15 protein-coding genes are annotated in these 25,234 nt (G+C 59.5%); 7 read left to right on the top strand and 8 right to left on the bottom strand.

Annotated features, from left to right (window positions below):
- Window positions 1–10: 10 nt before the first annotated feature.
- From QM672_RS03295 to QM672_RS03275, 5 genes are all read right to left on the bottom strand, one after another.
- Window positions 11–1,441, bottom strand: coding sequence for an amidase (locus QM672_RS03295; RefSeq protein ID WP_367626613.1), 1,431 nt, complete (start codon window positions 1,439–1,441; stop codon window positions 11–13).
- A 65-nt stretch (window positions 1,442–1,506) separates the two neighbouring features.
- The gene (locus tag QM672_RS03290) at window positions 1,507–2,592 is read right to left on the bottom strand and encodes a Gfo/Idh/MocA family protein (RefSeq protein WP_367626614.1); all 1,086 of its coding nucleotides are present in this window, start codon (window positions 2,590–2,592) and stop codon (window positions 1,507–1,509) included.
- Between the two features lie 189 nt (window positions 2,593–2,781).
- Window positions 2,782–4,470, bottom strand: coding sequence for a recombinase family protein (locus QM672_RS03285; protein WP_415080603.1), 1,689 nt, complete (start codon window positions 4,468–4,470; stop codon window positions 2,782–2,784).
- 11 nt (window positions 4,471–4,481) lie between these two features.
- Window positions 4,482–4,721 (bottom strand): hypothetical protein, encoded by a 240-nt coding sequence (locus tag QM672_RS03280; protein ID WP_415080602.1) that lies wholly within the window; start codon window positions 4,719–4,721, stop codon window positions 4,482–4,484.
- Between the two features lie 708 nt (window positions 4,722–5,429).
- Window positions 5,430–5,666: a transcriptional regulator gene (locus QM672_RS03275; protein WP_415080601.1), complete on the bottom strand. Its 237-nt coding sequence runs from the start codon at window positions 5,664–5,666 to the stop codon at window positions 5,430–5,432.
- Window positions 5,667–5,802: 136 nt separating this feature from the next.
- On the opposite strand from QM672_RS03275, the gene QM672_RS03270 reads away from it, so the two are divergent.
- Entirely contained in the window at window positions 5,803–6,516 is a 714-nt protein-coding gene (locus QM672_RS03270) for a hypothetical protein (protein WP_415080600.1), read from the top strand.
- A gap of 446 nt (window positions 6,517–6,962) precedes the next feature.
- Complete coding sequence (locus QM672_RS03265) at window positions 6,963–7,691, top strand: hypothetical protein (protein WP_415080599.1); 729 nt, start codon at window positions 6,963–6,965, stop codon at window positions 7,689–7,691.
- 126 nt (window positions 7,692–7,817) lie between these two features.
- Here the strand turns inward: QM672_RS03265 and QM672_RS03260 are convergent, their stop codons facing one another.
- Together QM672_RS03260 and traA are read right to left on the bottom strand one after the other, a co-directional pair.
- Entirely contained in the window at window positions 7,818–8,027 is a 210-nt protein-coding gene (locus tag QM672_RS03260) for a helix-turn-helix transcriptional regulator (RefSeq protein WP_415080598.1), read from the bottom strand.
- A gap of 129 nt (window positions 8,028–8,156) precedes the next feature.
- On the bottom strand, window positions 8,157–11,240 hold the full coding sequence (traA, locus tag QM672_RS03255) for a Ti-type conjugative transfer relaxase TraA (protein WP_415080597.1): 3,084 nt from the start codon (window positions 11,238–11,240) through the stop codon (window positions 8,157–8,159).
- Window positions 11,241–11,418: 178 nt separating this feature from the next.
- Between traA and QM672_RS03250 the strand changes: the two genes are divergently transcribed.
- From QM672_RS03250 to QM672_RS03230, 5 genes are all read left to right on the top strand, one after another.
- The gene (locus tag QM672_RS03250) at window positions 11,419–11,745 is read left to right on the top strand and encodes a conjugal transfer protein TraD (RefSeq protein WP_415080735.1); all 327 of its coding nucleotides are present in this window, start codon (window positions 11,419–11,421) and stop codon (window positions 11,743–11,745) included.
- 1 nt (window position 11,746) lies between these two features.
- Window positions 11,747–11,965: a conjugal transfer protein TraD gene (locus QM672_RS03245; protein WP_415080596.1), complete on the top strand. Its 219-nt coding sequence runs from the start codon at window positions 11,747–11,749 to the stop codon at window positions 11,963–11,965.
- Between the two features lie 1,521 nt (window positions 11,966–13,486).
- Entirely contained in the window at window positions 13,487–21,196 is a 7,710-nt protein-coding gene (locus tag QM672_RS03240) for a hypothetical protein (protein ID WP_415080595.1), read from the top strand.
- Window positions 21,197–21,468: 272 nt separating this feature from the next.
- Entirely contained in the window at window positions 21,469–21,708 is a 240-nt protein-coding gene (locus QM672_RS03235; RefSeq protein ID WP_415080594.1) for a hypothetical protein, read from the top strand.
- A gap of 45 nt (window positions 21,709–21,753) precedes the next feature.
- Complete coding sequence (locus QM672_RS03230) at window positions 21,754–23,922, top strand: type I secretion system permease/ATPase (protein ID WP_415080593.1); 2,169 nt, start codon at window positions 21,754–21,756, stop codon at window positions 23,920–23,922.
- 8 nt (window positions 23,923–23,930) lie between these two features.
- Here the strand turns inward: QM672_RS03230 and QM672_RS03225 are convergent, their stop codons facing one another.
- The gene (locus QM672_RS03225) at window positions 23,931–25,109 is read right to left on the bottom strand and encodes an IS110 family transposase (RefSeq protein WP_415080592.1); all 1,179 of its coding nucleotides are present in this window, start codon (window positions 25,107–25,109) and stop codon (window positions 23,931–23,933) included.
- Window positions 25,110–25,234: the final 125 nt, after the last annotated feature.

Genomic DNA, 25,234 nt, shown 5'->3' with positions numbered 1-25,234 from the left:
ATCTATCACCTCACGCACTGATAGCCGGGCGCCTGTCTTTCCAGGGCATGGCCTGCTCCAGCTGCGTCGACACCGCCAGCACGCTCGCTTCGTCGCCATAACGCCCGACCAGTTGCACACCGATCGGAATGCTGTCCGGCGTCGAGCCCAGCGGCAGCGAGATCGCGGGCAGGCCGGAAAGATTGAACGGGAAGGCGAAGACCGCATCCGTCCATCTGGCATTGTACTGGTCGAGATCGGTCATCGACATGTCGTAATAACCCATCGGACGCGGCAATTGCGTCAGGGTCGGCGTGATGAAGATGTCGTAGGGCGCAAGGTCCTCGGCGATGGCGCGGCTGAGTTCGCGCAGCTTCCAGACATCGCGGGCATGTTCCACGCCGCTGATCGACCGGCCGCGCTCGATCACCGCCCAGGTCACCGGCTCGACATCGTCCCGGGTGACGGGACGCCCGATCACGCCGGCCAGTCCGTCGAACATCGCGGCCGTCTCGACCGGAGACATATGGGTATAGGTCTTCCAGGCGTCATTGCCGTCCAAGGCCATGTCGTGTTCCTCGACGACATGGCCGAGACCTTCCAGCACCTTCGCCGTCGCCAGCACCGCCGCCTTCACCTGGGGATCGATCGGCGTGCCATTGGCCGGCGTGACGGTGTAGCCGATGCGCAACCGCGCAGGCGCGCGCTTCGACAGTTCCAGCCAGCTCTGCGCCGGCCTCGGCGGCGTATAGGGATCGCCCGGCAGGGCGCCGGCAACGGCATCGAGATAGGCGGCCGTATCGCGCACGCTGCGCGAATGGCAGAGGAAATAGGCGCCGCCGTACCAGAAGTCTCCCGCCGGAGCGAGGGTTACCCGGCCGCGCGAGGGCTTCAGGCCGACGATACCGCAGCAGGAGGCGGGAACGCGGATGGAGCCGGCGCCATCGCTCGCCTCGCCGATCGGCACCATGCGCGAGGCCACGGCCGCCGCCGTACCGCCGCTCGACCCGCCGGCGGTGATGCCTTCCTTCCAGGGATTGATGGTGGCGCCGTAGAGCTTGGGCTCGGTCGAGATCGACCAGCCATTCTCGGGCGCATTCGACTTGCCGAGCAGCACCAGGCCGGCCGCCTTGATGCGCTGCACCGATACCGAATCGCTCTCGGCCACCAGATCCTTCAGGTAGCGCGACGAATTGGTGAGCGGTGCGCCCTCCCAGGAACTGGCGAGTTCCTTGGCGAGGAAGGGAACGCCGGCAAAAGCCGCCTTGCGGTCGACCTTGGCGGCCATTGCCCGTCCGATGTCGTAGAGCCGGTGGATGACGGCGTTGAGCTTCGGATTGACCTGCTCGATCACGGTGATGGCGGTTTCCGCCACTTCGACAGGCGACACCTCGCCTCTGTGCACGAGCGCGGCCAGGCCGAGCGCATCGGATTCGACATAGGTCTCCAGCAATGACGTCATGACAATCAATCCTTGGTGATGAAAATCGAAGGGACGGCGCGCACTAATCGCGCGCGCCGGGCCGGTCAGCTCAGCTCGATCGCCCGCTTTTCCCGGATGCTCTGCTCGGCAGCCAGCACGATGCGCAGGCTGTTCACCGCCGCCGCCATGGATTCGGTGAGATCGAGATCCTCGCGGATGGCCTTGAGGAAATAAGCTTGCTCGCGGTCGCACAATTCCTGGTGACCCGGCTCGTCCTCCATGCTGAAGATCTCGTCCGGCTTGGCGAAGTTCTTGTCGGCGTCGACCTTGGCGTAGTGGATCTTGATGGCATCGGTCTTGGTGTGGCGATCGATGTCGGCGGAATCGGAAAGTTCCTCACCCTGCTTGGCGCTCTCGGTCTGCCCGGCGACGATGGAGACCGCCCCTTCCGGCCCGATCACATCCTTCACGAAATAGGCGATCTCGCTCATCATCGGGCCCCAGCCGGCCTCATACCAGCCGACCGAGCCATCATCGAAGGTGACGTGCAGGTGGCCGTAATTCTGCTGGGCCGCCTCCTGCCAGAGCTTGGCACCGATGCCGTGCACGCGCAGCGGCCTGGCGCCGGTGAGCTGGCACATCACATCGACATAATGCACGCCGCAATCGACGATCGGGATCAGGGAATCGATCAGGTTCTTGTGCCAGTGCCAGGCCGGACCGCTGCTCTGCTGGTTGAGATTGAGGCGCATCACCAAGGGCTTGCCCAAGGTCCGGCCCATTTCGATGAACTTCACCCAGGACGGATGCACGCGCAGGATATAGCCGAGCACCAGCTTGCGGTTCTTGGCGCGGGCGGCGGCGACCACCTTCTCCGCATCCTCGATCGTCGTGGCGATCGGCTTTTCCATGAAGACATGGCAGCCGGCCTCGATCGCCTTCAGCGCGTAGTCGGCATGGGTGTTCGGCCACGAATTGATGGAGACCGCATCGGGCCGGGTCTCCCTCAGCGCGGTCTCGTAATCCTCGAACAGCGGATAGTCTTCGAGTTCGGCCGGCACGGGCTTCGACTTGATCGAACGGCTCATGATGCCGACGATCTCGAAGCCATCATTGCGATGATAGGCGCTGGCATGGGAGGCCCCCATATTGCCGAGCCCCACCACGAGAATCCTGACCTTGTCGGACATGCGCCCTCCCCCAATGCCAATCACATGGTCCGACGCAGACCGGGATCCGCGCCGGATTTCAAAGCTTTGCAAAGCGACCCCTAAAGGACCGATGCAGTTCACTTGAGCGTCCTGGAGCTTGCGCCACCTTTGTCATTGCCGGGCTTGACCCGGCAATCCAGCCCCTTCGCGGGATCCTGGATAGCCGGGTCAAGCCCGTGTTTTGACCGATACCGACAATCGGGACGGGGTGGTGTCGGTCGCGGGCTTGTAACCTGGTTTTCCAGTGCGTTCGGTCCATTCGAGGATGGTGGCAAGATCGCCCTGCAAAGTCAGGTTGCATTCGCCACGCCTCTTGCCGGGCATGATGACGATGCGGTCGATGACCTCGCGAATGGCCTCGGCGGCTTCGCGGGCGTCATCGGGATGGGACAGGGCCTCGGTCAGCCGCTCGATTCGGCGTCGATAGGCTTCGGAGACGTTCGGAAGGATGTCAGGCATATCGATCGGGAGTTGCGTGAGAGCGGACGTCAGGGCGTCCTGTCTGGTCTCCAGTTCGGTCAGGCGATTGGACAAGGCCTTGTGCCAGCCGCCTTGCTCGATGACACGCACGATCTCGGCGATGGCCTTCTCTATGTCGGTAAGCTCCCGGCGGGTCGACTCCGCAGAGTTTCGGCGCTGGCGGTTGAGCCGGTTGGTTTCCTCGGCATAGGCACGCATGGCCTCGGCAGCGATCTCGGGCGTCATCATGCGCTCGCGCAGGCCGGTCAGCACACGTGTTTCCAGCGCTTTGCGTTCCACGCTACGGGGATTGTCGCAGCCGTTGCCGAGCATACGGTTGGTGCAGGCATAGCGGTCTCCTCCGCGCCGGCCATAGGAGCCGCCGCACCTGCCGCAGAACAACAAGCCGGACAGGAGCGTGCGCGGGCGATGCGTGGCGTTGAGACCTCCATTCTTCGCCAACAGCCGCTGCGTGCCAGCGCGGCTTGCTTCGATCTGGTTGTGATAGAGGGAGGTCAAGTCGTCCTGCCGGGCCTTGGCGGCGTTCCAGAGTTCCTGTGGCACGATGCGGAGTTCGGGAGCCTCGGAACGGATCCACTCGCTTTCCGGGTTGAGCCGGAAGGTGGCGCGTCCGGTGTCGGGGTTCTTGAGTTTGCGCTGCCGGTTCCAGCGAATGACGCCGATATAGAGTTCGCAATTGAGGATACCAGAACTGATGACCCGGTTGCCCCGGATGGTGGTATCGGACCAACGCTTGCCAGTCGGGCCGGCAATGCCCTCGCGGTTCAAATCGGCTGCGATGCGTCGCGGTCCCTTGCCGGCGACATAGTCCCGGAAGATACGGCGGACGATTTCGGCCTGCTCCTCGATGATGGCGCGCTCGCCCCGGATCGGTTCGCCGCGTTCATCGAGCTGATGGACGACACGATAGCCATAAGCGTTGCCGCCACCGATCTTGCCAGCCTCGACCCGGCCACGGATACCGCGATGGGTCTTGAGGGCGAGGTCCTTGAGGAACAGGGCATTCATGGTGCCCTTGAGGCCGACATGAAGCTCGTTGATCTCGCCTTCCGACAAGGTGAAGATGGAGGCACCCGCAAAGCGCAGGCGCTTGAAGATGCCGGCCACGTCCTCCTGATCGCGGCTGAGGCGGTCGAGGGCCTCGGACAGCACCATGTCGAAACAACCGGCCTGGGCATCGGCCAGAAGCGACTGGATGCCGGAGCGGATGAGGGAGGCCCCGGAGATGGCGCGGTCGGAATAGGTTTCCACGACGGTCCAGCCTTCACGGGCGGCGCGTTCGCGGCACTGGCGCAACTGGTCTTCGATCGACGCGTCTCGCTGGTTGTCGGAGGAGTAGCGGGCATAGAGCGCAACGCGGGGCGATGGGCCGGTCATGAAACGTCCTTTCAATCCCTGTCGGCCCCGTCCTCCGTTCCCTCGGATGGGATGGGGCTGCTGTCATTGGCGGCATTGTGTCGCTCGAAATCCTCACGTGCCATGCGACGACCGATGATGCGGGCCAGCCTCAGGGCAACGTCATCGATCCTGCGCCAGGTCTCTGCGTCCGGATCGCTGTGCGGACTGCTATTGTCATTGGCCGGCGTGAACCGTTCCGGCCTTGGTTCGGTGTCGCTCTCGTCCCCCATGCCGTTTCCTGTTCGCAAATGAAGGCAAACAGGCATGAAGCGGGATGAAGTTCAGGCCGTGAAGGCGGAAAAAATCGTCGTAGGGCCATGGCGAAGAGCCGGCGGCACATCGGACGGGTCGTCAATCCCAAAATCGGTGCTTGTCCATACTGGCCCACCTGAAACTGGTCTCGCAACCCCATTCATACGGCTTGCTTGAACGGGCGTCCGTGATTCGCTTGCGCTTCTTGGGGGCGTTTATCGCTACCTTCGAAGCCGTCTCAACGTGGGCTTCGTCTCAGCGTGCGTCTGCTTTTCAGCCTTGTTCGATTTCCTCATCTTTGTGTCCTTCCCTTGGATCGGCGAAGCAGGACCCTCGTCCTGCTTCCCGGGGCCGCGTGAGCGGTGGGTTGGAAGGGGAAAATAGGCTTCGCAGGGGCCCGCCTGCACGGAACGCAGCGCTAGCGGAGTGCAGGAAGGTGGGTGGAAGCCTATTTGGGGAAGAGAAGGGCGAAGCCCTCGGTCCCCTCTAATGCAAGGAATTTCGCGCGTATGCGCGGCACTTCCGGCCAAAGGCCGGCTGCACGAAGGATCGTAACGCCCTGGGCGCGGAAACCCGGCACGGGGTTCCGTAGAGCGGCGGCGAAAGCCGCTGCGGCATAGAGCCTGGCCCGAAGGGCGTGCCAGCGCACTTTTGGAACGTTGCGACGAGCACACGCCATTCGACGTTCATTCAGTCGAGGAGGGTTTCTTCAAACGCACGCCGACACCGCCGCCGTTCTCTGGAATGAACTCGACGCCAGCGGCCTCCATGGTGCTTCGCAGATTGCCGACGGTCTGACTCTTTAACTGATCGCCACGTTCGAAACGCACAATGGTCTGCGTCGAAACATGTGCTTCTCGCGCCAGATCGATTACCCCCCATCCGAGTGCTGTGCGGGCCATCTTGCATTGTAATGGGGTCATTTAATCACCATAAAATGGTGATTCTTGTTGAACATTGTCTTCTCAAAGTGTAAGGTTACGCTCGCAAAGCGGCTGAATGCGTGCGGACACACGCATCCAGCCTGACCACAACCCAAGCTTTAAGGGAGCTCGGATCATGGCTGATTCCGACCATAGCACGAGTTTGTCTTTCGTCACCCGGCGGCGCCTGCTGGCTGGGACGACAATGGCCGCGCTGGTATGGCCATGCCAGGGCAAGGCGCAGTCCGCCGAAATCCTGGCCGGTGACAGCAGCGCCGATCCGGCGCTGTTGGCGTGGCAGGAGTGGAAAACTGCTGCGCTCAAAACCGAAGCGCTTTGCCACAAGCAGCAGCGGCTTGAGACAAAACTTGTACGAGAAATCGGTTTCCCGCAGACCACGCTTCAGCTGCCGGGGAGCGGCGAGACGCTGGCCATCTTCGAGCCGGATACGATCGAGGATATCTGTGGCTCGGACCCGAATATGGCCAGCCTGCGTGCGAAAGCTGAGGCGGAACTGGCCGTCCATCAAGCTCGCTGGGACGTGGTCGATACACAGATTGGCTATTCGGCCACCAAGCAGGCAGAGGAGGAGGCGGGCGAGCAAGAGCGAATTCTCGTTGAGGCCTTGACCGCTACATCGGCCACCTCGCTTGCTGGTATTGCTGGTAAGCTCGACATGATCCTGCACGAGGGCGCTGTCCGGATTGACGACACAGAGTTTCCTCAGCCGCAGATCCGCTCGGCGCTCTGTGATCTGATACGGATCGCTCAGGCGATGGAGCCAAACGCCGCCATGCCCGGAAGTGAACGCGAGGCCTTTTTTCCCGGCTCGCACCGCGAGGGCTGCTGAGCGGTTATATCTAGCGGCACGTCAGCGATCCTTGGCGAAACCGATGTCTCGCGACAAGTCGAAGGCTAAGAGCGGTATGCAGAACAGTTGTAGCATTCCGCACCGATCCGCGCCCTCATCGTCTCGGCCGTTCTCTCCTTCGGGATCTGGCGCCGGGACGAAGCAGGCAGGTAGAGCCACGGACGATAAGACCATTGTCACTGTCCCCAAGAAACTGCACCAAACCAGCACTATACATGCGTTCCGAATCTCGGTCACAGACTGTGCCTTTGACATGCTGAACAAGGGCCAATGGCCTGCTGGGGCCGAACGCACTTTCCTATAGGAGCTCGCTACGGCCCATTGTGACCTCATTTTGCTTTCCATAGTACGACTTTAAGGGGATATTACTTCGATCTTGCCGATGACTTGAGCCCCATCCGCAGCGCACTTTCGAAGAGGTCACTATGCTTTTCAAATTGATCCTTGCCGTTCTGTCCTTTCTTAGTGGATTGCAGTTAGCTGGCTCGGCCATAAGGCAGCATCCAAAAATAGCAGCCGCGTTCGAATCCTTTGAAAACAACTACGCCTCACTGAATGATAGGCTCCAATCCACATCGTTTCGCGAGGCAATGTTATGGTTAAAAGGCGTCTATAAGTGGTTGGCGTTGGTATCACTGGTCAGTTTCGTTCTCTCCGCCCGTTTCTTCGCTCTTGACTCCGCCGTCCGCTACTTCCTGAATGCAGCCTTTATCTTAAGCTTCTTGGCCTGGGTATCGATGGTGTATCTTCTTGCCTTCAAGCAAGCCCTGCTGAGGCAAGTACGAATGATTGCATATGTCGTTCTCTGCCCTCTTTTTCTCGGTGTTTTAGACTATTCGACAGATCTAACGCTCATGCGTTCATTTGTAGCGCCGATCGATCATGTTTTAAATATTCTGGGAATTTCTACACCACTTTTGGGCCATCCCGTTGCTGATGGTGCGATCATAAGCGTGATAATAATTGCATTATTTGCTGTATACTTTGGTGTTTTGTGGATTTTTTCTGCGCCGATTGGATTTGTATCGATCGCAATAGCGGGATTTGCTATCGGCTTTGCCAAATTGATGGCTGTCTATTTTCCCGAGAACAGAGCCGATGGCTTGGCCATGGTTGTTGGCAGCGCGTCGATCCTGATGTCCCCTTTTGTGTAAGGAGAACGAAATAGATTGGGTATGCGGCGAGCCATACGTCAAGCTGGCGGGAGTGTCAGGAATTCGTTCGGGGAGCTATTCGATGAAAAAGGCCGGGGTTCCATGGTCTGTACGCCACCTTGCCCGTTATCTGAACGTCTCAACTTTCGGCCGCCAGGAAACGGGATCGGCGACCCACCGGTTGATCTCGGCTTCATGCCAGCCAGCGCCGTTGGTGCTGATCCTAAGTTGGCCTGGGAAAGTGCCTTCCGCCATCTTTCGATAGATGGTGGAGCGGGAGAGCCCGGTGCGGGCCTGGACGGTCTTCAACCGGATGATACGCTGTGGTTCGTGCATGGTCGCGCTGCCTCCTGCTGGCTGCCCCTGATCTCTGCCGGGACCAGACAGAACGTGAATTTGTCGTTGCGCAAGAGATGTTTAGCCGGCGTAGCGACGCGGCGTAGAAACGACGGCGAATAGGAAAGGTCACAGTCCGATGCCCCGGCCTCTGCCAAGGCCATGGCTGAGGGCAAGCTGCTCACCCAGACTCATTCCCGGGTCGAAGTCCATGTTGATGCCGAGCTCCCGCTTGCGGACCCGGAGTAGGCTATCCATCTGCGCATCACGTTCGAGGCTCATCGCCATGTTGCCCATTTCCTTCTGTGCAGCCCTGTAGCCGGAATAGTCGCCTGCCGCATACCGGCGCTCGCTGGCCCGGTCGAGCTTGCGCCAGTCCTCCACAAAACGGTCAGCGCGCTGGGAGAGGTTGTCCCGTTCCACACGCAGTTCGGTTTCGAGCGTGATGGCACGGATCATTCGATTGAGCCTTCTGCCATCCGCCGCCTCGCTGATCAGCGATGGATCCTTGACATAGATGGCTTCGGCATCGCGCCAGCCATGGGGACGGATTTCCTCAAAGGCCTTGCGGGCGTCGCTGAGGTCTCGTTTCAGTTCCGGGGTTGGGTGTACTGTGCCGTCCGCGTCGCCGGTGTTGAGGATCGCCTCGAAGGCACGGGCATGGCGTACCAGTGCCTGCGTTTTCGCCCGACGCAATGCCATTTCCGGATCTTCCACCGCCTTGCGTTCCGGCGCATCGGCCTCGCGCTGCACGGTCTGCGCATCGGCCCGCTCCTTTTCCCTTTCCGGCTGCTGCATGGCCTTGCCGCCACGCGTCTCCTCTGTGGGCGAGCGCAATCCGTCAAGGAGGCCGTCGATCCTGTCGCGCAGTTTTTCCGGCACGACTTTGCGCACGATCTCGGCGACATGCTCAGGGAAACTGATGCCGCGCCGCTCGGCATAGTCCTTCGCCGGATCGGCGGAGCTCTGTGCTGGATCGGTGCGTTCGTAGTCGGACGCCATATCCTTGGATCGGTCGCGCGACAAGGTGCGGACAAGCCGGTCCCGGTCGGCGAAGTCGTCATTGCCGTAATGCAGCTCCATGCCGTCGCGGTGACGCGACAGGGCAACGTAGCTGCCATGGGCGTCCAAGCCTGGTGTTGCCAGCACATGGGTGCGGTCCACCGTCATGCCCTGGGCCTTGTGGATGGTGGCGGCATAGCCATGGTCGATGCGATTGTAATCCTTGAGATCGAACACAACGGATCGGCCGTCGTCGGTGTGCACCGACATGGAGTTCTTGCTGACCTCGTCGATGGTGCCGAGCGTGCCGTTCTTCACCCCGAGGCTGCGTTCGTTGCGCAGAAACATCACACGGTCGCCGCTGGCGAAACTGCGCTCGCCGCGCTCGACCGTCACCTGCACATCAGCGCCGAGATCGCTGGCAATATGCATCCGTTCGCGCGCGGCCTCGTTGAGGGAACGCACCTCGACATTGGTGTGGGTGAGAATGATGCGGCTGGCATCGGGCAAGGCCTGACGGTCGCGGTCCCAGCGCTCGATCAACTCCTCGCGCGCCTGCTCTCGCGTCGGGGCGGAGTGCACCATGCCATGTGCCTCATAAGCGCCAATCGCGTCGCCGGTTCTGCCGGTTGCCAGATCGCGCGTTGCCTCCCGCTGCCAGTCCTCGCGCTGGCGGCGCACTTCGCCGATCTCGGCGCCACCATGACGATCATGGATCGAGCGAAACGCCGCGCCCGCCTCGATAGCTTGCAACTGTTGCGGATCACCGACCAACACCACCTTGGCGCCGGCTTCGGCCGCATGGGAGAGCACCCGTTCCAACTGGCGCGTACCGACCATGCCGGCCTCATCAATCACCAGCACATCGCGCGAGGTGAGCATATCCCGACCCTGGCCCCAGCCATGTTCCATGCTGGCGATGGTGCGTGAGGCAATACCCGATCCGCTTTCGAGGTTCTCCGCCGCGATGCCGGACAAGGCGACGCCTCGGACTTCATAGCCCGCTGCTGCCCAGGCCTGCCGTGCCACGCCCAGCATCGCACTCTTACCGGTGCCGGCATAGCCCACGACAAGGGAGAGATCTCGCCCATCGGTGATATGCGCCAGCGCATCGGCTTGCTCACCCGACAGAACCAGGCCACGTTCTGCTGCGAGTGCCAACGCTCCATCGCGACCGGCATCGTCAACCCGATGGCGTTCGCGTTCCGCCATCAATTCGGCGGCGCGGTGCAGGCGCTGTTCGGCCTCGATCATGGCGCGGGTGGTGAAGCGATCCTCGCCGCGCCCGTCCTGGCCGAGCTCGACCAGATCCGGCGCGCTGCGCATCGCGCCCATCACTTCATTGAACTGATCGATCCCATCGCTGTGGCGATGCACGAACATCGCCATGTCGCGCTGGGTGAAGGTCGATTGCTGATGGGTAATGGCGTCCAACGCCAGAGATGGATCGGCGATGATGCGCTCGCCATTGCCGCGTGCGATTTCGCGGTGCAGTTCGGCCCGATCGGCAGAGCCTCCAGGATCATCGATGCCCAGGCCCTCAGGGCCCTCGCGCTCGATGCGCTGCGCGGGCGCGCCAATCTGGCTTTGCGGCTCCAACGCGATGCCCTGCGCTTCCAGGCTGCGATGGTCGATGCGGACGTCGATATCGAGTTCGGCCAAGCGCTCATTGGCGAACTCCGCCCATCGCTCGCGCCAATGCTCAACCATCTCGGTGCGGTTCCAGTCCCGCACCTTCTGGCCGAATGAAATCTCATCCTCGTCGACCTCCACCGAGCGCATGGTCAGCATGACATGGGCATGGGGTTTGGGCATGCCATCTTCGCCCGCATCCCAATGCACATTGAGATCGGCGATCATGCCACGGTCGATGAATTCGGCCTGCACGAAATCACGGGCGAGTTCGATGCCCTGCGCCTGGCTCAGTTCGCGCGGCAGGGCAAACTCGACCTCGCGGGCAAGCTGGGCATCCTTGCGGACCTCGAACGCTTCGACATCGTTCCACAGCCGCTCGCGATCGCTCCAGGCCTCGGGCGCGTTCGCCGGCAGCATGACCTCGGAATGTACGACGCCGCGCTTGGCTGAGAAGTCGTGGCTACGGTCAAGGCGCTGGTCGCGCAGGCGCGAGGCCGAGCGGTAGGCGGCGGACGCCACCGCACTGGAGCCGGCCTTGCGGCCGATGACTTTGACGTGCAGATGATAAATCGCCACCCATCAGGATGTGGCACAGTCGAGCGAACGTCGGAACGACGTATAAGCGCGCCCTCCCTCGAAAAAATCTTGGGAGCGACTATCTCGTCCCAGCCAGTCTCGGCAACCCTACAGCCTTGCGGCAGCGGCTCGACTATCCTCAGGACATCGACAACTTGCCGAGACGATGGAGATGACATTGCGCAAACCGCGAGACTTCGATGCCGAACTGAAAGCCCTGGAAGACAAGGCGAAGGAACTCAAGAACAGCAAAGTCCAGCAGCTTGGCGAGCTGGTGATTGCCACCCGCGCCGACGCGCTGACCGCCGAAGAACTCGCCGGCGCGCTGCTCCCTCTGACCGAGACGACGGAAGCCGGCAAGAGGGAAGCGTGGGCCAGACGTGGGGCAACGTTTCTTCGGGGGCGAGCACGGCGACCTACATCGGCGACTGCTCGCAACACGAGCAGCACTTCGGCGCAATCGAGCGGAACGCAACCGGGTTCAGGCAGCACGGGCGCGGCATGACATGACGACATCGCAAATGAAGCGGCGAGCCAGAACGCGGACGCTGATCGAGCTGGGCGGGCTCGTCGTCAAAGCTAGGATCGTCGAGCTGACCAACGATGATCGTGCCATGATCTACGGCGTGTTGCTGTGGATGGCGGACAAGCTCAAAAGCGATCAGGGCGAACAGGCACGAGTACTGTGGACCGCGAAGGGAAAGCAGACGTTCGAACAGGATTGAATACACGTGGCAACATCACCTTGGCGGGACAGCATCTCCCGACAGGCGAACGGCTTGTCTGCCAGGTGGAAACCCTCATGGCGTTATTGAGCTGATGCCCGAACAGCCGGACCGGTGGCGAGGCGTGAAGCGCGATCAGACAGCAGCGGTCGCGCGCAAGAATTCGCCATCGTCGTGATGTCGGCCCTTGCAGAACAGGATGCCCTCGACGCGGTTTCGCCATCTGCCGGATGCGGCAGCCAGATGCCCGCAGGTGCAATAGGAAGGAAAAACACTGGCTCTTCCCGATATTCCCTTTGGTAGGCACTCGTCCGCATCGAAGCGCTGCGAAGTCGCCCCTCATGTCCGCAAACCTGTGAGGGCTGCATCTACTGATCGGGTAGGAAGCGTCTCGTTGTTTCTCAGTTCCGGCCCCGAAGTGCGCCTTTAGGACCTCCGTTACATAGCAGGAGCGGGATTGGTGCATCCTGGAACAGGCAGCCGCCACGGCTTGGTCGAGCCGCTTAAGTAACGTCTCGGGCAGGCTCAATCCCACAATTACTCTGGGCACTGTATAAACCTTGTCTGGGTTCCGCAGCCGGGGCACATCTTCTCCATCGGTATGCGAGATTGGGCTCATGAGACCACCGGCTCTTATTTGGGACTTGCCGGTGAGGTGGCAGGTGGTGTGGTCGGATCTGACGGTGAATGTGTGAGCACCAGTGTCAGCACCTACCTCTGACGAATTTTTGAGTAATTATACATAAATTCAATAGATTATTATTTCAATAGTAAATATTAAAACGCTACCCGAAGCATTATATACTATATTTGTCCGAAATTACACCAAATTGTATTGTAGATTTTCGATCTACGTTCAGCCGAATGCCCGCTATTTTTCCGGAAGTACGCGTATTCTTTTATCTAGAGGGCAATCTATGCCAATCGCATAGATACAATCATGTATGAAGGTTGTCACGTTCGATTCACGGGGCGGCGTGCTTGATCGCAGATACGCCATCCTCAATGAATTCCGGAGACCCTCTGTCAGCCAAACACCGTATATTGCTTCACAATGATACCTCCAACATTAAAAATTCAAAAATAATCTGGTAATTTTTGTTTTTGACTTGCGATCACAAATGAATTGTAAGATTACAAAATTGTAAGAGAAGGTCTGCCTGTCGACGTTCAGGAGCCGTGACAACGTGCTTAGTTTATCTTTGTAGAAAAAGACGAGAGACAAAAATGAGGTGAAGATAAAGTCATATATGTCCGAATTTACGCCTTATATCGGCAATGAAATGTTAGGAAATGCCGCTGTGGTTAACATTATATCTTATATATTGGGTGGATTAATTTCAGGCATTCTGTTTTCAGTTGTTACAAAAAACTATATTTATTTATATGCTTGCTTAGTAGGATCTTTTATTTCAGTAATAATTATATTAATATTTAATTATTTAAGATAATATTGAATAAGTATTTCAAAAATTTTGGCGATCTAACAAATCTAACAACAAACTAGGTGGGAACAGAGCCATGGGCGTTTATGATACTGTCGGCAAGGCGGTGGTTGGTGGTGCAATTGGTGCGGTTTCTGGCGGCGTCGGCACGGGGACTGGCAGCGGCCTTCAGCCCGTCGATGGCGTAGGGCCAAATATTGGTCAGTCTATTTCTGGAAATTTTGGCAGCATCATCGGCGGCGCCTGGACGGGGACAGTAGTCGGCGCTCGATATGGCCGCATTGGAGGAATATATGGCTCTATCGCCGGGGGTATTGTTGGTGGATTTATTGGAACATTTACCTATGGTTACTTGAATAATCATCCAGAAGTAGTAGCAAAAATCAATAAAAATCTGTCACATCTTTATCCATACTTTGATAGTCCGACGGCAAATATCGGCCATGCGATAATGTTTTTTGGTCCGCAGTGTTTTCCTTGTGGGACTAAGATTTTTTTACCAGACGAAGATTCAATAGAGATTGAGAATATCCAGGTTGGCATGAAAGTCGCGGCGTTCGATCCTCAGATACGCGCGCTTGATGCTCCATTGGCGTCGGCGGAGGTCGTGCGTGTATTCCGGGGAGTGACAACGGAATGGTTAAAGCTCTCGAATAACATGATTGTTACGGCAGGGCATCTATTCTTCAATGAAGCGGGTGATTTTGAAGAGATTGGCTGTCTTGTCGCGCGCGGTGGTCAGATCGTTCGCGCTGACGGCGTATTGGAAAGAGTAACGGCTGAGCGAATCGTTTATTCTGAGGAAACACGGCATCTCTATGAAGAGGCGGAAGAACTCGTTTATTCATCTTGTGGCGGCGTTGCGCTTGCTCCTGAGATAAAACGCGGTTGGCGCAAGTACAATTTCGAAGTAAAAGGCCTACATACTTACATTGCAGAAGGTTATAAAGTTCACAACGATTCCACAATCGTTGGCGATCTCGCCGCAGGAGTTGTAAATGGAGTGGCGCCGATCGCCCTAGGTACCGCTGCATTGGTTGAGGATGTGGCTGTTACCACAGTCGCTGTTGCAATAGATCTTTCTCGCTTCAATGTTGTCGGTGCCGTTCAAGATGCGGTCACCGGCGCTGTGGTTGCAGCCGTTGTTGCTTTCAAGAGCGTTGGGTGGGCGGTCCAAGGAGTGGCGGGAGGTGTTGGAGGCGCATTTGGTGTCGCTGCCAACGATATCTCTGGCATCACAACGGGGATTGCCAACGAGATTGGCGGTCCTATTGGCGGCGCTATTGGAGCCATTGGCGGTGTTATTAGCGGCTCGATCGGCGGGATTGGCGCTGTCTTGTCAGGGATCGGTTCTGGGCAGCCGGTTGCAAACACTATTTCCGATCGTGCGCCGGCAGTCGGAGCTCCCAACGGTGGTCCGTATAGTTCAGCCACCGATGCCGGCTTTCGTGATGCCGCTGGTTTTTATCACAACACCTATGATCAGGCTGTCGCTGCCAATCAGGCGGCCTCTTTCAATCCTTGGCTTGCTCCGGACCGAAACACTGGGCTGGATCGCTTTAATCCCGCGGGCTCCAACCCAGCTGCTACTGACGGAGGCGGCCTGGCCCGCGCTCTCGGCTTCTCGGGACCAACCAATTCATCCGGCAGTTCGAGTGGAGTGGGAAGCGGCAGCAGCCATGGTGGCAGTAGCAGTTCCACAGGTGGCGGAAACCAAGGGCCCTCCGGCAACCCCGGCGATCGGCAAGATGGCGACGGGTCCCGTACGAGCGGCCGTGGCAGCGCGGGAAGTCAAGGCAGCGGCGAGCCGGTCATTCTCAATCTGGATGGCAAAGGTCTCGGTGTGACTTCCTTGTCGTCGTCGACCCAATTCATCGATCTGAATGGCGACGGTTACCTTCATCGCACGGCCTGGGCCAGCGCCGGCAATGGCGTGCTGGTGCTCGACCTTGATGGCGATGGCAAGATCAGCCAGAAAAATGAGTATGTCTTCACCGATTGGGATCCGTCCGCAAGTTCTGACCTTCAGGCCCTCAAGGACGTCTTCGACACCAACCACAATGGCAAGCTCGATGCCGGCGATGCCAATTGGTCGAATTTCAAGGTCATGGTCAATGGCCAGTTGGTCACCTTGGATTCACTTGGCATCACTTCGATCGACCTGACGCCGACCGGCAGTGGTCAGACCTTCAACGATGGGTCGGTGATCACGGGCACGACGACCTACACCAAGTCTGATGGCAGCACCGGGCAGGTTGGAGACGCGTCTCTCGCCACCGACACTATTGGCTATGTGATCCGCCAGACTCAGACCACCAACGCGGACGGATCCGTCACCACCGACATTCTCGGCTACAACGCCGACGGTTCGGAAGCCTTCGAGAATGTGGTGACGGTGAGCGCCAATGGCGCGAACAAGACCACCAAATATGACGTCAACGGCGACGGTGTCTTCGACCGATCGCAGACCGACAATTTGGTCACGAACGGCGATGGTTCGTCCACAGAGACGATCAGTGATTTCAATGCCGATGGATCGTTGAAGGACCGCACTGCCACGACCACCAGCGCCGACACCAAGACGGTGACGACGCAAGTCGACCAGAGCGGTGACGGCATCTGGGACCAGTCGCAAATCTTCGTCACCAATGCGGATCATTCGACCTCGACGACCACCAAGAACCTGGCCGCCAATGGATCGGTGATCAATCAGACCCAGGTGACCACAAGCGCGGATGGCCTGACCAAGACGACGAAGTCGGATCATTCTGGCTTGGGCACTTTCGATCAGATCAAGACGGACGTGACTGTCATCAATGCCGACGGCAGCCGCGTCGAGACGGTCAGCATGACCGGCGCCAATGCTACCTTGCTCTCCAAGAGCGTGACTACGACCAGCGCCGATGGTCGTACCAAGACAGTGCAGGTCGACAACAGCGGCTCGGGCACCTTCGATCTCGTCACCGCTTCTACCATCACTGTGAATGCCGACAAGTCGGTGTCGACCGCAGTGACGGACAAGAACGCCGATGGTTCGGTGCGTGATCAGACCACGACGACGATCAGCGCCGATGGCCTGTCGAAGACCGTGTCCAAGGACATCAACGGCGATGGCACTGTCGATCGTGTGAGCACCGACATTACCGTTATCGCCGCCGATGGCGCGAGGACCGAGACGGTCTCGGACAAGAGCGGCAGTGGTACGCTGATCAGCAAATCCGTGACGGCCACCAGCGCCGACAGGAAGACCATCACCACCACGATCGATGCTAATGGCGATGGCAACACGGACCAGACCACCTCGATCCTGGTGGCAGCGGACGGCTCGACCACCAAGACTGTATCCAACTTCGCCGCCAACGGCACGTTGATCAATCACGCTCTGACCACGACTTCCGCCAGTGGCCTGTCCAAGACCGCCAAGACGGACCTTAACGGCGACGGCACCTATGACACCGTCGAGACAGATGTCACCGTCAAAAACGCGGACGGCTCCAGCACCGAGACGGTTACGGATACCAGTGCCAACGGCACGTTGGTCGGCAAGTCGATCATCAACACCACGGCCAATGGCCTGACACAGATCAAATATCAGGATCTCGACGGCAGACCAGGCTTTGTCGACGTCTTCGAGCGAACCACGAGGGATGCCATCGTGCTCAATGCCGACGGTAGCCGCACCGAAACCCTGACGGTGGTCAGCAATTCCGGTGCACTGCTGTCGAAGAGCGTGACCACCGACAGCGCAGACCGAATGACCTCGACAATCAATGTTGACAACAATGGCGATGGCCATATTGACCAGACGCAAGTCAGCACCACCAATACCGACGGCTCGACAACCAGGACGCTTTCAGAGTTCGCGGCCAACGGCAGTCTGGTCGACAAGACGCTAACGACGGTGAGTGCCAATGGCCTAAGCACGACGATCCAAAGCGACCTCACGGGCGACGGCGTTTATGACGGCTCAACCAGTGATGCGATCGTATTGAATACGGACGGCTCGAAGGCCGAGACCATAGCCAACTACAGCGGTAGCGGTGCTTTGCAGAGTAAGCAGGTGGTCACCACCAGTGGCAACGGCCTGTCGGTGACCACGCAGATTGACGCCAATGGTGACGGCAGTTTCGATGCCAAGACCACTGACGTCACCGTGATCAACGCCAACGGCTCACGCACCGAGACGGTCTTGAACTACAACGGTGCCGGCACGACGCTTCTCAACCGGTCCGTCACGACCGTTTCGGGCAACGGTCTGTCGAAGACCACTACCAGTGATTTCAATGGTGATGGCACGATCGATCAGACTATTAGCGATGTCACAACGCTCAATGCCGACGGTTCGCGCCAGCGCACGGTCAACACCATGAATGCCAATGGCGCCGTGGTGGGCCAGGTCGTCACCGACACCAGTGCAGCCGGCGACCGTGTCGAAAGCTGGGCCATCCCCTATGTCGGCAGCGACACGCGCACGCACGAGTACAAATCCATCAAGGCGGACGGCAGCGTCCAGGATGATGTGTGGACCTATACCGCGGACGGTTCGACGGTGCTGTCGGATGTGACGACGATCACCAGCGCCAATGGCCTGTCGAAGACCGTGATCACCAGCCTGGCCGGTGTGATCGATTCCGAACAGACTTCGGTCACGACGATCAATGCCGATGGCTCCAGGACGACGACTGTCTCGGACTATGCGGGCACGTCCACGCTGAAGAACAAGACTGTCACGACCACCAGTGCCAATGGCCTCACCGTCACAACGCAGATGGACGACAATGGCGATGGCAGCTTCGAGCGCACCAATACCAGCGTGAAGACGCTGAATGCCGACGGCTCGGTCACGACCGTGGTGTCCGACGTCAATGCCAACAACTCCCTGCACGACAAGATGACGACCACGGTCAGCGCCGATCAACTGACGACGACAGTGACCAAGGATATTAATGGCGACGCCACGGTCGATCAGACCATCGTCGCTCACGTTAACGCCGACGGCTCGATACAGACCTCTTCCATGGACGGCACGGTCAAGTCGGCATCAGGGCGTAGCTATGGCGGCACCCGTGGCCGCTATGAGACCGACAGCGCCAACGGCCTGACTAAGACGATCCAGTATGATGCCAATGGCGATGGCCTGGCCGAAAGCCAGACTACCGACGTGATGGTCATCAATGCCGATGGCTCAACGGTGGAGACGATCACCGACGCCTCGCTTTCCGGCGGGGTCGCGACCTCGGCTTCGCCGACCTATACCGTGACCACCAAAGACAAGGCGGTCATCACCACGAGCGCCGATGGCCTGACAGTGACCAGGCAGTACGACCTGACTGGCTCGGGGACCTTTGGTGCGACCGAAACCGATCAGACGGTGCTGAATGCCGACGGCTCGAAGACGGAAACGGTCACCGAGACGAAGGCCGGTGTACAGACCGGACGCTATGTCGCGACGACGAGCGGCAATGGTTTGAGTATTTCCAAGCAATGGTATTTTGGCACGGCGACCAACCCGAGCCAGACGCAGACGGATGTCACCACGGTCAATGCCGATGGCTCGACAACCGAGACCATTACCAGCCTCAAGGCCGACGGCTCCCTGCTCTCGAAGACTGTGAAGACGACGAGTGCGGATGGCAGGACCGTCACTTTGCAACAAGATCCCAATGGTATTGGTGCCTTTACTCAGAGCAGCACCACAACGACCATGACGGCGATCGATGCGCCATTGACCTCTACGTACCGGGACTTCAACGCCGATGGCAGCTTGAAGGACAAGATCACCAGGCAGATCAGCACCGATGGGTTGACGACGACCACCAGCCGGGACGCCAATGGCGATGGCATCGTCGACCAGACCGAAGTTGTGACCAAGTCGGTCGACGGTGGCTCAACCGACGCCATCACGGACTTCTCCTCAACTGGCGCCAAGATCGACCAGATGACGGCGACGACGAGTTGGGATGGCCTGACCACTAATATGAGCTGGGATTTCAACGCGGATGGTGTCAATGATCGCACCCGCGCCGACACCAAGGTCTATAACGCCGATGGCTCCTATAGCGAGACCATCAAAGACTATCGCACAAGCACCAAGACCAACACGGGTTGGGGAGCAGCCATCACGCCCGATCTGGTGAAATCAACCACGATCAAAATCAGCGCTGATGGCAAGACGCATACGACAACTGTCGATGTCGACGGTAACAGTTCGGTAGACCAGACTGTGACTGCGGTCAGCAAGATTGACGGATCGGTGATCATTACCACCACCAACAATGACGCAGCAAAGGCGGTAGCGCCCTTGCCTGGCAAAGTTTTGTGGAGCTCGGTGCGTGCCACTTCAGACAAAACCGTTGCCTCGAGCACCATCACAACAGTGAGCGCCGATGGGCTCTCGAAGGCTGTCCAAGCCGATTATGGTGGCAACGGCACCTATGAGCACACCGAAACCTGGCAAACCCAGATCGATGGTTCGCAGGTTGGTACAATACAAGACGTCGATCCTGCTGGCGCTGTTTCGGCTAAAGGTACTGAGACCATCAGCGCCGACGGCTTGACGACAACGTTGCGTGAAGACTCGGATAATAATGGCACGATCGATCATATCGACATGGCGGTGACTCATGCGGACGGCTCGATTACCGAGACGGTTACCGACTACAATCCGGACGGTACATTAAAGCAAACCCTTGTGAGGAAGGTTAGTGCCAACGGCCAGCTCTATGACGACACGCTCACGGGTGGTGTTGGAAACGATACGCTTACCGCTGGTGCCGGGAATGATGTTCTCGACGGCGCCGCCGGTGACGATGTCCTCAAAGGCGGCTATGGCAATGACATTCTGGTCAGTGGTGCTGGCGCAGATAGCATCGACGGCGGCGGAGGAATAGACACACTTACCTTCGAGGGTTCCCAAAGTGGCGTTTCAATGGCTCTCTTGACTTATTACGGAGGCCCCACCGCCAATTGGAATAAACCGGCTACGGGCGATGCAGTGGGGGATACTTACGCCGGTATTGAAATCATCAAAGGCTCCGCGTTCGACGACAACATCCTCGCCTCGAACGCAGACGACACAATTTATGGCGGTGCCGGAAACGACGTCCTCAGCGGATATCAGGGTAACGATATCATCGATGGCGGCCTCGGTGCAGACAAGATGGCCGGTGGTCTTGGCGACGACGTCTTCTATGTCGATGATGTAGGAGATACCATTGTAGAGTATACTACAGAGACTTGGGTCAGCCCGACCGGCAATGTCTTTTATTATGCCGGCGGCACGGATGAAGTCCGCACATCGCTAACGAGCTATACACTCGGAACAGCTATCGAGAACCTTACCCTCCTTGACGGGGGTGTGGCGGGCACCGGCAACACGCTCGCCAACAAGCTGGTAGGCAATGAAGCGGCAAATACGCTCTCGGGCCTTGCCGGTAACGACATCCTGAGTGGCGGCGGTGGCAACGACATCCTCGACGGCGGGGATGGGGTTGACACCCTCGAAGGTGGCGCAGGAGCTGACACACTGACTGGCGGTGTTGGTGTCGATACCTTTGTGTTCAAGCCAGCTTTTGGCAACGATACGATTAGCGACTTTACGGCTTCTGGCACCGGCGCCGACCAGATCAACATTGACCACAACGTCTTTGCAGACTGGGCTGCGTTGCTCTCGCACACCACGCAGTCGGGTGCGGACACTATCATCACGGCGGACGCCAACGACGTGATCACCTTGAAGAACACGACGGTGTCGAGCCTGCAGCAGAGCAACTTCCACTTCACTTGAGAAGTGTTCTCGATTGGGCTCGCCACGCCAGCCCCATCAATCGTGTCGCTGAAGCGGGAAGGGTGGTCTCCTTCCCGCGCTTCTTCCCCCACTTCAGATCATTGCTCATGTCTCGCGATTTCAGTCAGCGCTTTTGGTCCGCTTTTCGTGAAGCGTCTTCCCAAGCCGGCCAATCCTCTCCCAACGAAGAACCTTCCTCCGTTTGGCATGCTGCCGCCTATGGGCGTAGTGCGGTAGTCGGTGGCGACCACAGCCATTTCGTCTACGAACCCGTGCGCGGCAGCTCTGGCACCTCACCTTGGTTTGGCGAAGCGCATGCCCAGCCTGCCTCGACACCGGCATCGGACGCCCTGCAGAGCGTCTTCGATGGCTGGATCAACACGCTGGCCTCCTGGACCCAGTCGGGCTCGGCCACGATCGGTCCGCACCACGATCCCTTCCAGAGCCGGTTTCTGGCCTCTGGCAGTGGCAGCGAGCCTACCCATGGCGGCTGGGGTTCGTCCTCCCGATAGGCGCGCCGGCCTGCGGCGTTTTCCGTTGTTTCTCTCCGAGTCTTCATGGACCAAGCTTCCGCCTCTGCTTCCCCAACCGAGCCGCTCGATTCCGGCTTGAGGGCTCTGTGCGGCATTGCCGCCTTCTTCCGCATCGCCGCCGACCCCAAGCATCTGGCCGGAGAACTCGCTTTGACCGGGCGCATGGCCGGCGAACGCGATCTGGTGCGCGCGGCCACGATGATCGGCCTCAAGGCGCGTATCGTGGGTCGGCTCACGCCCAAGCGCCTGGAGACCATCCCGGTGCCGGCGATCGTGCGGGTGACCGATGGCTCCTTCCAGGTCTTCGGCGGCAAGAACCCCAGTGGCAAGTTCCGCCTGGTCGATCCCATCACCCGCATCGACCGCGAACTACCCCTCGAGGCCGTGCTTACCGAGATCGGCGGCCAGGTTGTTCTGATCGGCCGGCGGTTGCGCGGGGCGGGCTCGGATCCACGCTCCTTCGGCCTTGGCTGGTTCCTGCCTTCGCTCTGGCGCTACAGGAAGCCGCTCGCCCATGTGCTGCTGGCCTCGCTCTTCGTGCAGATCTTCGCTTTGGTGACACCCTTGTTCTTCCAGGTCGTGGTCGACAAGGTCCTCTCCCACAAGGGCTATTCCACCCTGTTCGTGCTGGTCGCCGGCATCGCCATCATCGGCCTGTTCGACGTGGTGCTGCAGTACTTACGCAGCTATGCTCTCTCCCACACCACGAACCGCATCGACGTCGAGCTCGGCCAAAAACTGTTCGGCCATCTCCTGCGCCTGCCTCTGGGGTACTTCGAGACACGCTCGGCCGGCCAGACGGTGGCAAGGGTGCGTGAGCTGGAGACCATCCGCAACTTTCTCACCGGGCAAGGACTGTTCTCGGCCATCGACCTCGTCTTCACCATCGTCTTCATCGCGGTGCTCTGGGCCTATTCCGGGAAGCTCACTCTCATCGTCATCGGCTCGATCCCACTCTACATCCTGATCGCCGTGGCGGTGCGACCTTCCCTGCGCAAGATGATCGAGGAGAAGTTCAACCGCGGCGCCATCTCCCAGCAATTCCTGGTCGAGGCGGTGGTCGGCATCCAGACGGTGAAGGCCGGCGCGGTCGAGCCGGTGATGCATGCCCAATGGTCGGAGCGCCTGGCCGCCTATGTCAGGACGTCCTTCGACGCGACCATGCTGGCGGCCGGTGGCCAGAATGCTATCCAATATGTCTCCAAATTCTCCACCGCCTTGCTGCTGCTGTTCGGGGCCAAGGCGGTGATCGATGGCGAGCTCTCTGTCGGAGCTCTCGTCGCCTTCAACATGATCGCCGGCCAGGTGACGCAGCCGGTGCTGCGCCTGTCCCAGATCTGGCAGGACTTCCAGCAGGTCAAGATCTCGATGGATCGGCTCGGCGACATCCTCAACACCCCAACGGAACGCTCGCCCCAGACCAGCCTGGTATTGCCGCCGCCCCGTGGCCTGATCGAGATGAGGAATGTCACCTTCCGCTACCGGCCCGGCTCACCCGAAGTGTTGAAGTCCGTCTCGCTGGCCGTCCAGCCTGGGGAGGTCATCGGGATCGTCGGCGCCTCGGGTTCGGGCAAGTCGACCCTGACCAAGCTGATCCAGCGCCTCTATACGCCCGAGGAAGGCCAGGTGCTGCTCGATGGCGCCGATCTCTCCCAGGTCGATCCGGCATGGCTGCGCAGCCAGATCGGCGTGGTGCTGCAGGAGAACCTCCTGTTCAACCGCTCCATCCACGACAACATCGCCTTCGCCAATCCGGCTCTGCCGCGCGCCAATGTCATCGCCATCGCCAGGCTTGCCGGCGCCGACGAGTTCATCGCCAAGCTGCCGGCCGGCTATGACACCATCATCGAGGAGCGCGGCGCCAATCTCTCCGGCGGCCAGCGTCAGCGCATCGCCATTGCAAGGGCCCTTGCCACCAATCCGCCGATCCTGATCTTCGACGAGGCGACCTCGGCGCTCGACTATGAGAGCGAGCGGGTGATCCAGACCAATATGCGCCAGATCGTCCAGGGGCGCACCGTCATCATCATCGCCCATCGCCTCGCCGCCGTCAGGCCCTGCAACCGCATCGTCGGCATGGCGGATGGCCGCATCGTCGAGATCGGCAGCCATGCCGAGCTGCTGGCCAGGCCCGACGGCGTCTATGCCCGGCTGTGGGCTTTGCAGAACGACAGGATGGAGGCAGCTGAGTAATGCGCCTGTCAAGCAGCAACAGCACGTTTGGGATCGAAGCCGGTTCTTGTCTTGAGCATGGTCCAAAGCACATTCACGCGTCTACGAGCGAGAGCGATGATAGCCTGGGTATGGTGTTTACCTTCGCGCCGCTTGCGCTGATAGAAAGCTCGGGAGATCGGGTCGCCGGTTGTGCAGGCGCAGAAAGCGCCCTGGAAGAAGACGCGCTTGAGGTCCTTGTCGCCACCGAAGGTTCGTCGCCAAGTGCGGCTTTTTCCGGATTGGCGCAGCACCGGCGCAAGCCCTGCGGCAGCGGCCATAGCGTCCGCGGATTTGAAGCGCACGATGTTGCCCGCCGCAGCGATGAACTCGGCTGTGAGGATAGCCCCCATTCCGGGCAGGCTGCGGATGAGGGCGGCATCAGGGTGGACGGTGAGCCGTTCTTCCAATTGTTGGTCGAGCCGGGCAAGGCGCAGTTTGACAGCGATTGCTTCGCTGGCCAGTTCACGCGCCATGTCAGCCATCGCTGTCTCGCCCGGCACGAAGGTATGCTGAGCCGTAGCTGCTTTGAGCGCTATCTCCACCAGATTCCGGCGCAGCTTCGGGCGCTGTTGGATATGCGCCATCAAGCCGTCTACTCCGGCACGACGGATCTCGCTAGGTGTGACAAAGCGGCTAAGCAGATGCAGCGCACCCCAGCTCCTGAAGTCCAGAGACTTTTCAAGTCCGGGATGCACGGCGCCCACCAGGCGTCGCAGGCGAGAGATACGTTTGGTTTGGTCCTGGGTGAGGTCGCGGCGCCGGCCAATGAGGACGCGAATGGCGATCGTGGTCTCGTCGTCAAAGGCGACAGTACGCAAATCTCGCCGTATGCGCGTCTGCTCTGCAATGACCCGAGCATCCCTGGGATCGGATTTGGTCTCGCCGCCAGCGAAGCTGACACGTGCACGATTGACCGCGATGCCAGGCACATGGACCAGATGGAAGCCTGCCGCCACAAGGGCAGCTTCCAGGAAGGAGGCGACCGAGCCCATGACATCGAGGCCCACGACGAGTTCGCCCTTCAGCCCACGCAGATCACTGCAAAGCGTGTCGACGGCTTCCTGGGTGTTGGGAAGCGCCCGATCGATCAGGACGAGGGCATTCTCGTCGACCACGCAAATCCAGTGAAGTTCCTTAGCTATATCGATACCCGCAAAATACCGCATCTCCTCTCCTCGCGCCGTGCTTCATCATCGAGCACCACCCGTCGCGCCGGCACTGCCTTACATAGCCATCTGGGGCACCGAGTAATCAGCGGTCGAACGGATGTGGCGGTGCGACCGGCCCAGCA

The sequence above is a fragment of the Labrys sp. (in: a-proteobacteria) genome, assembly GCF_047605565.1.
Classification (GTDB): domain Bacteria; phylum Pseudomonadota; class Alphaproteobacteria; order Rhizobiales; family Labraceae; genus Labrys; species Labrys neptuniae.
This window is presented reverse-complemented; position numbering and strand designations above follow the sequence as displayed.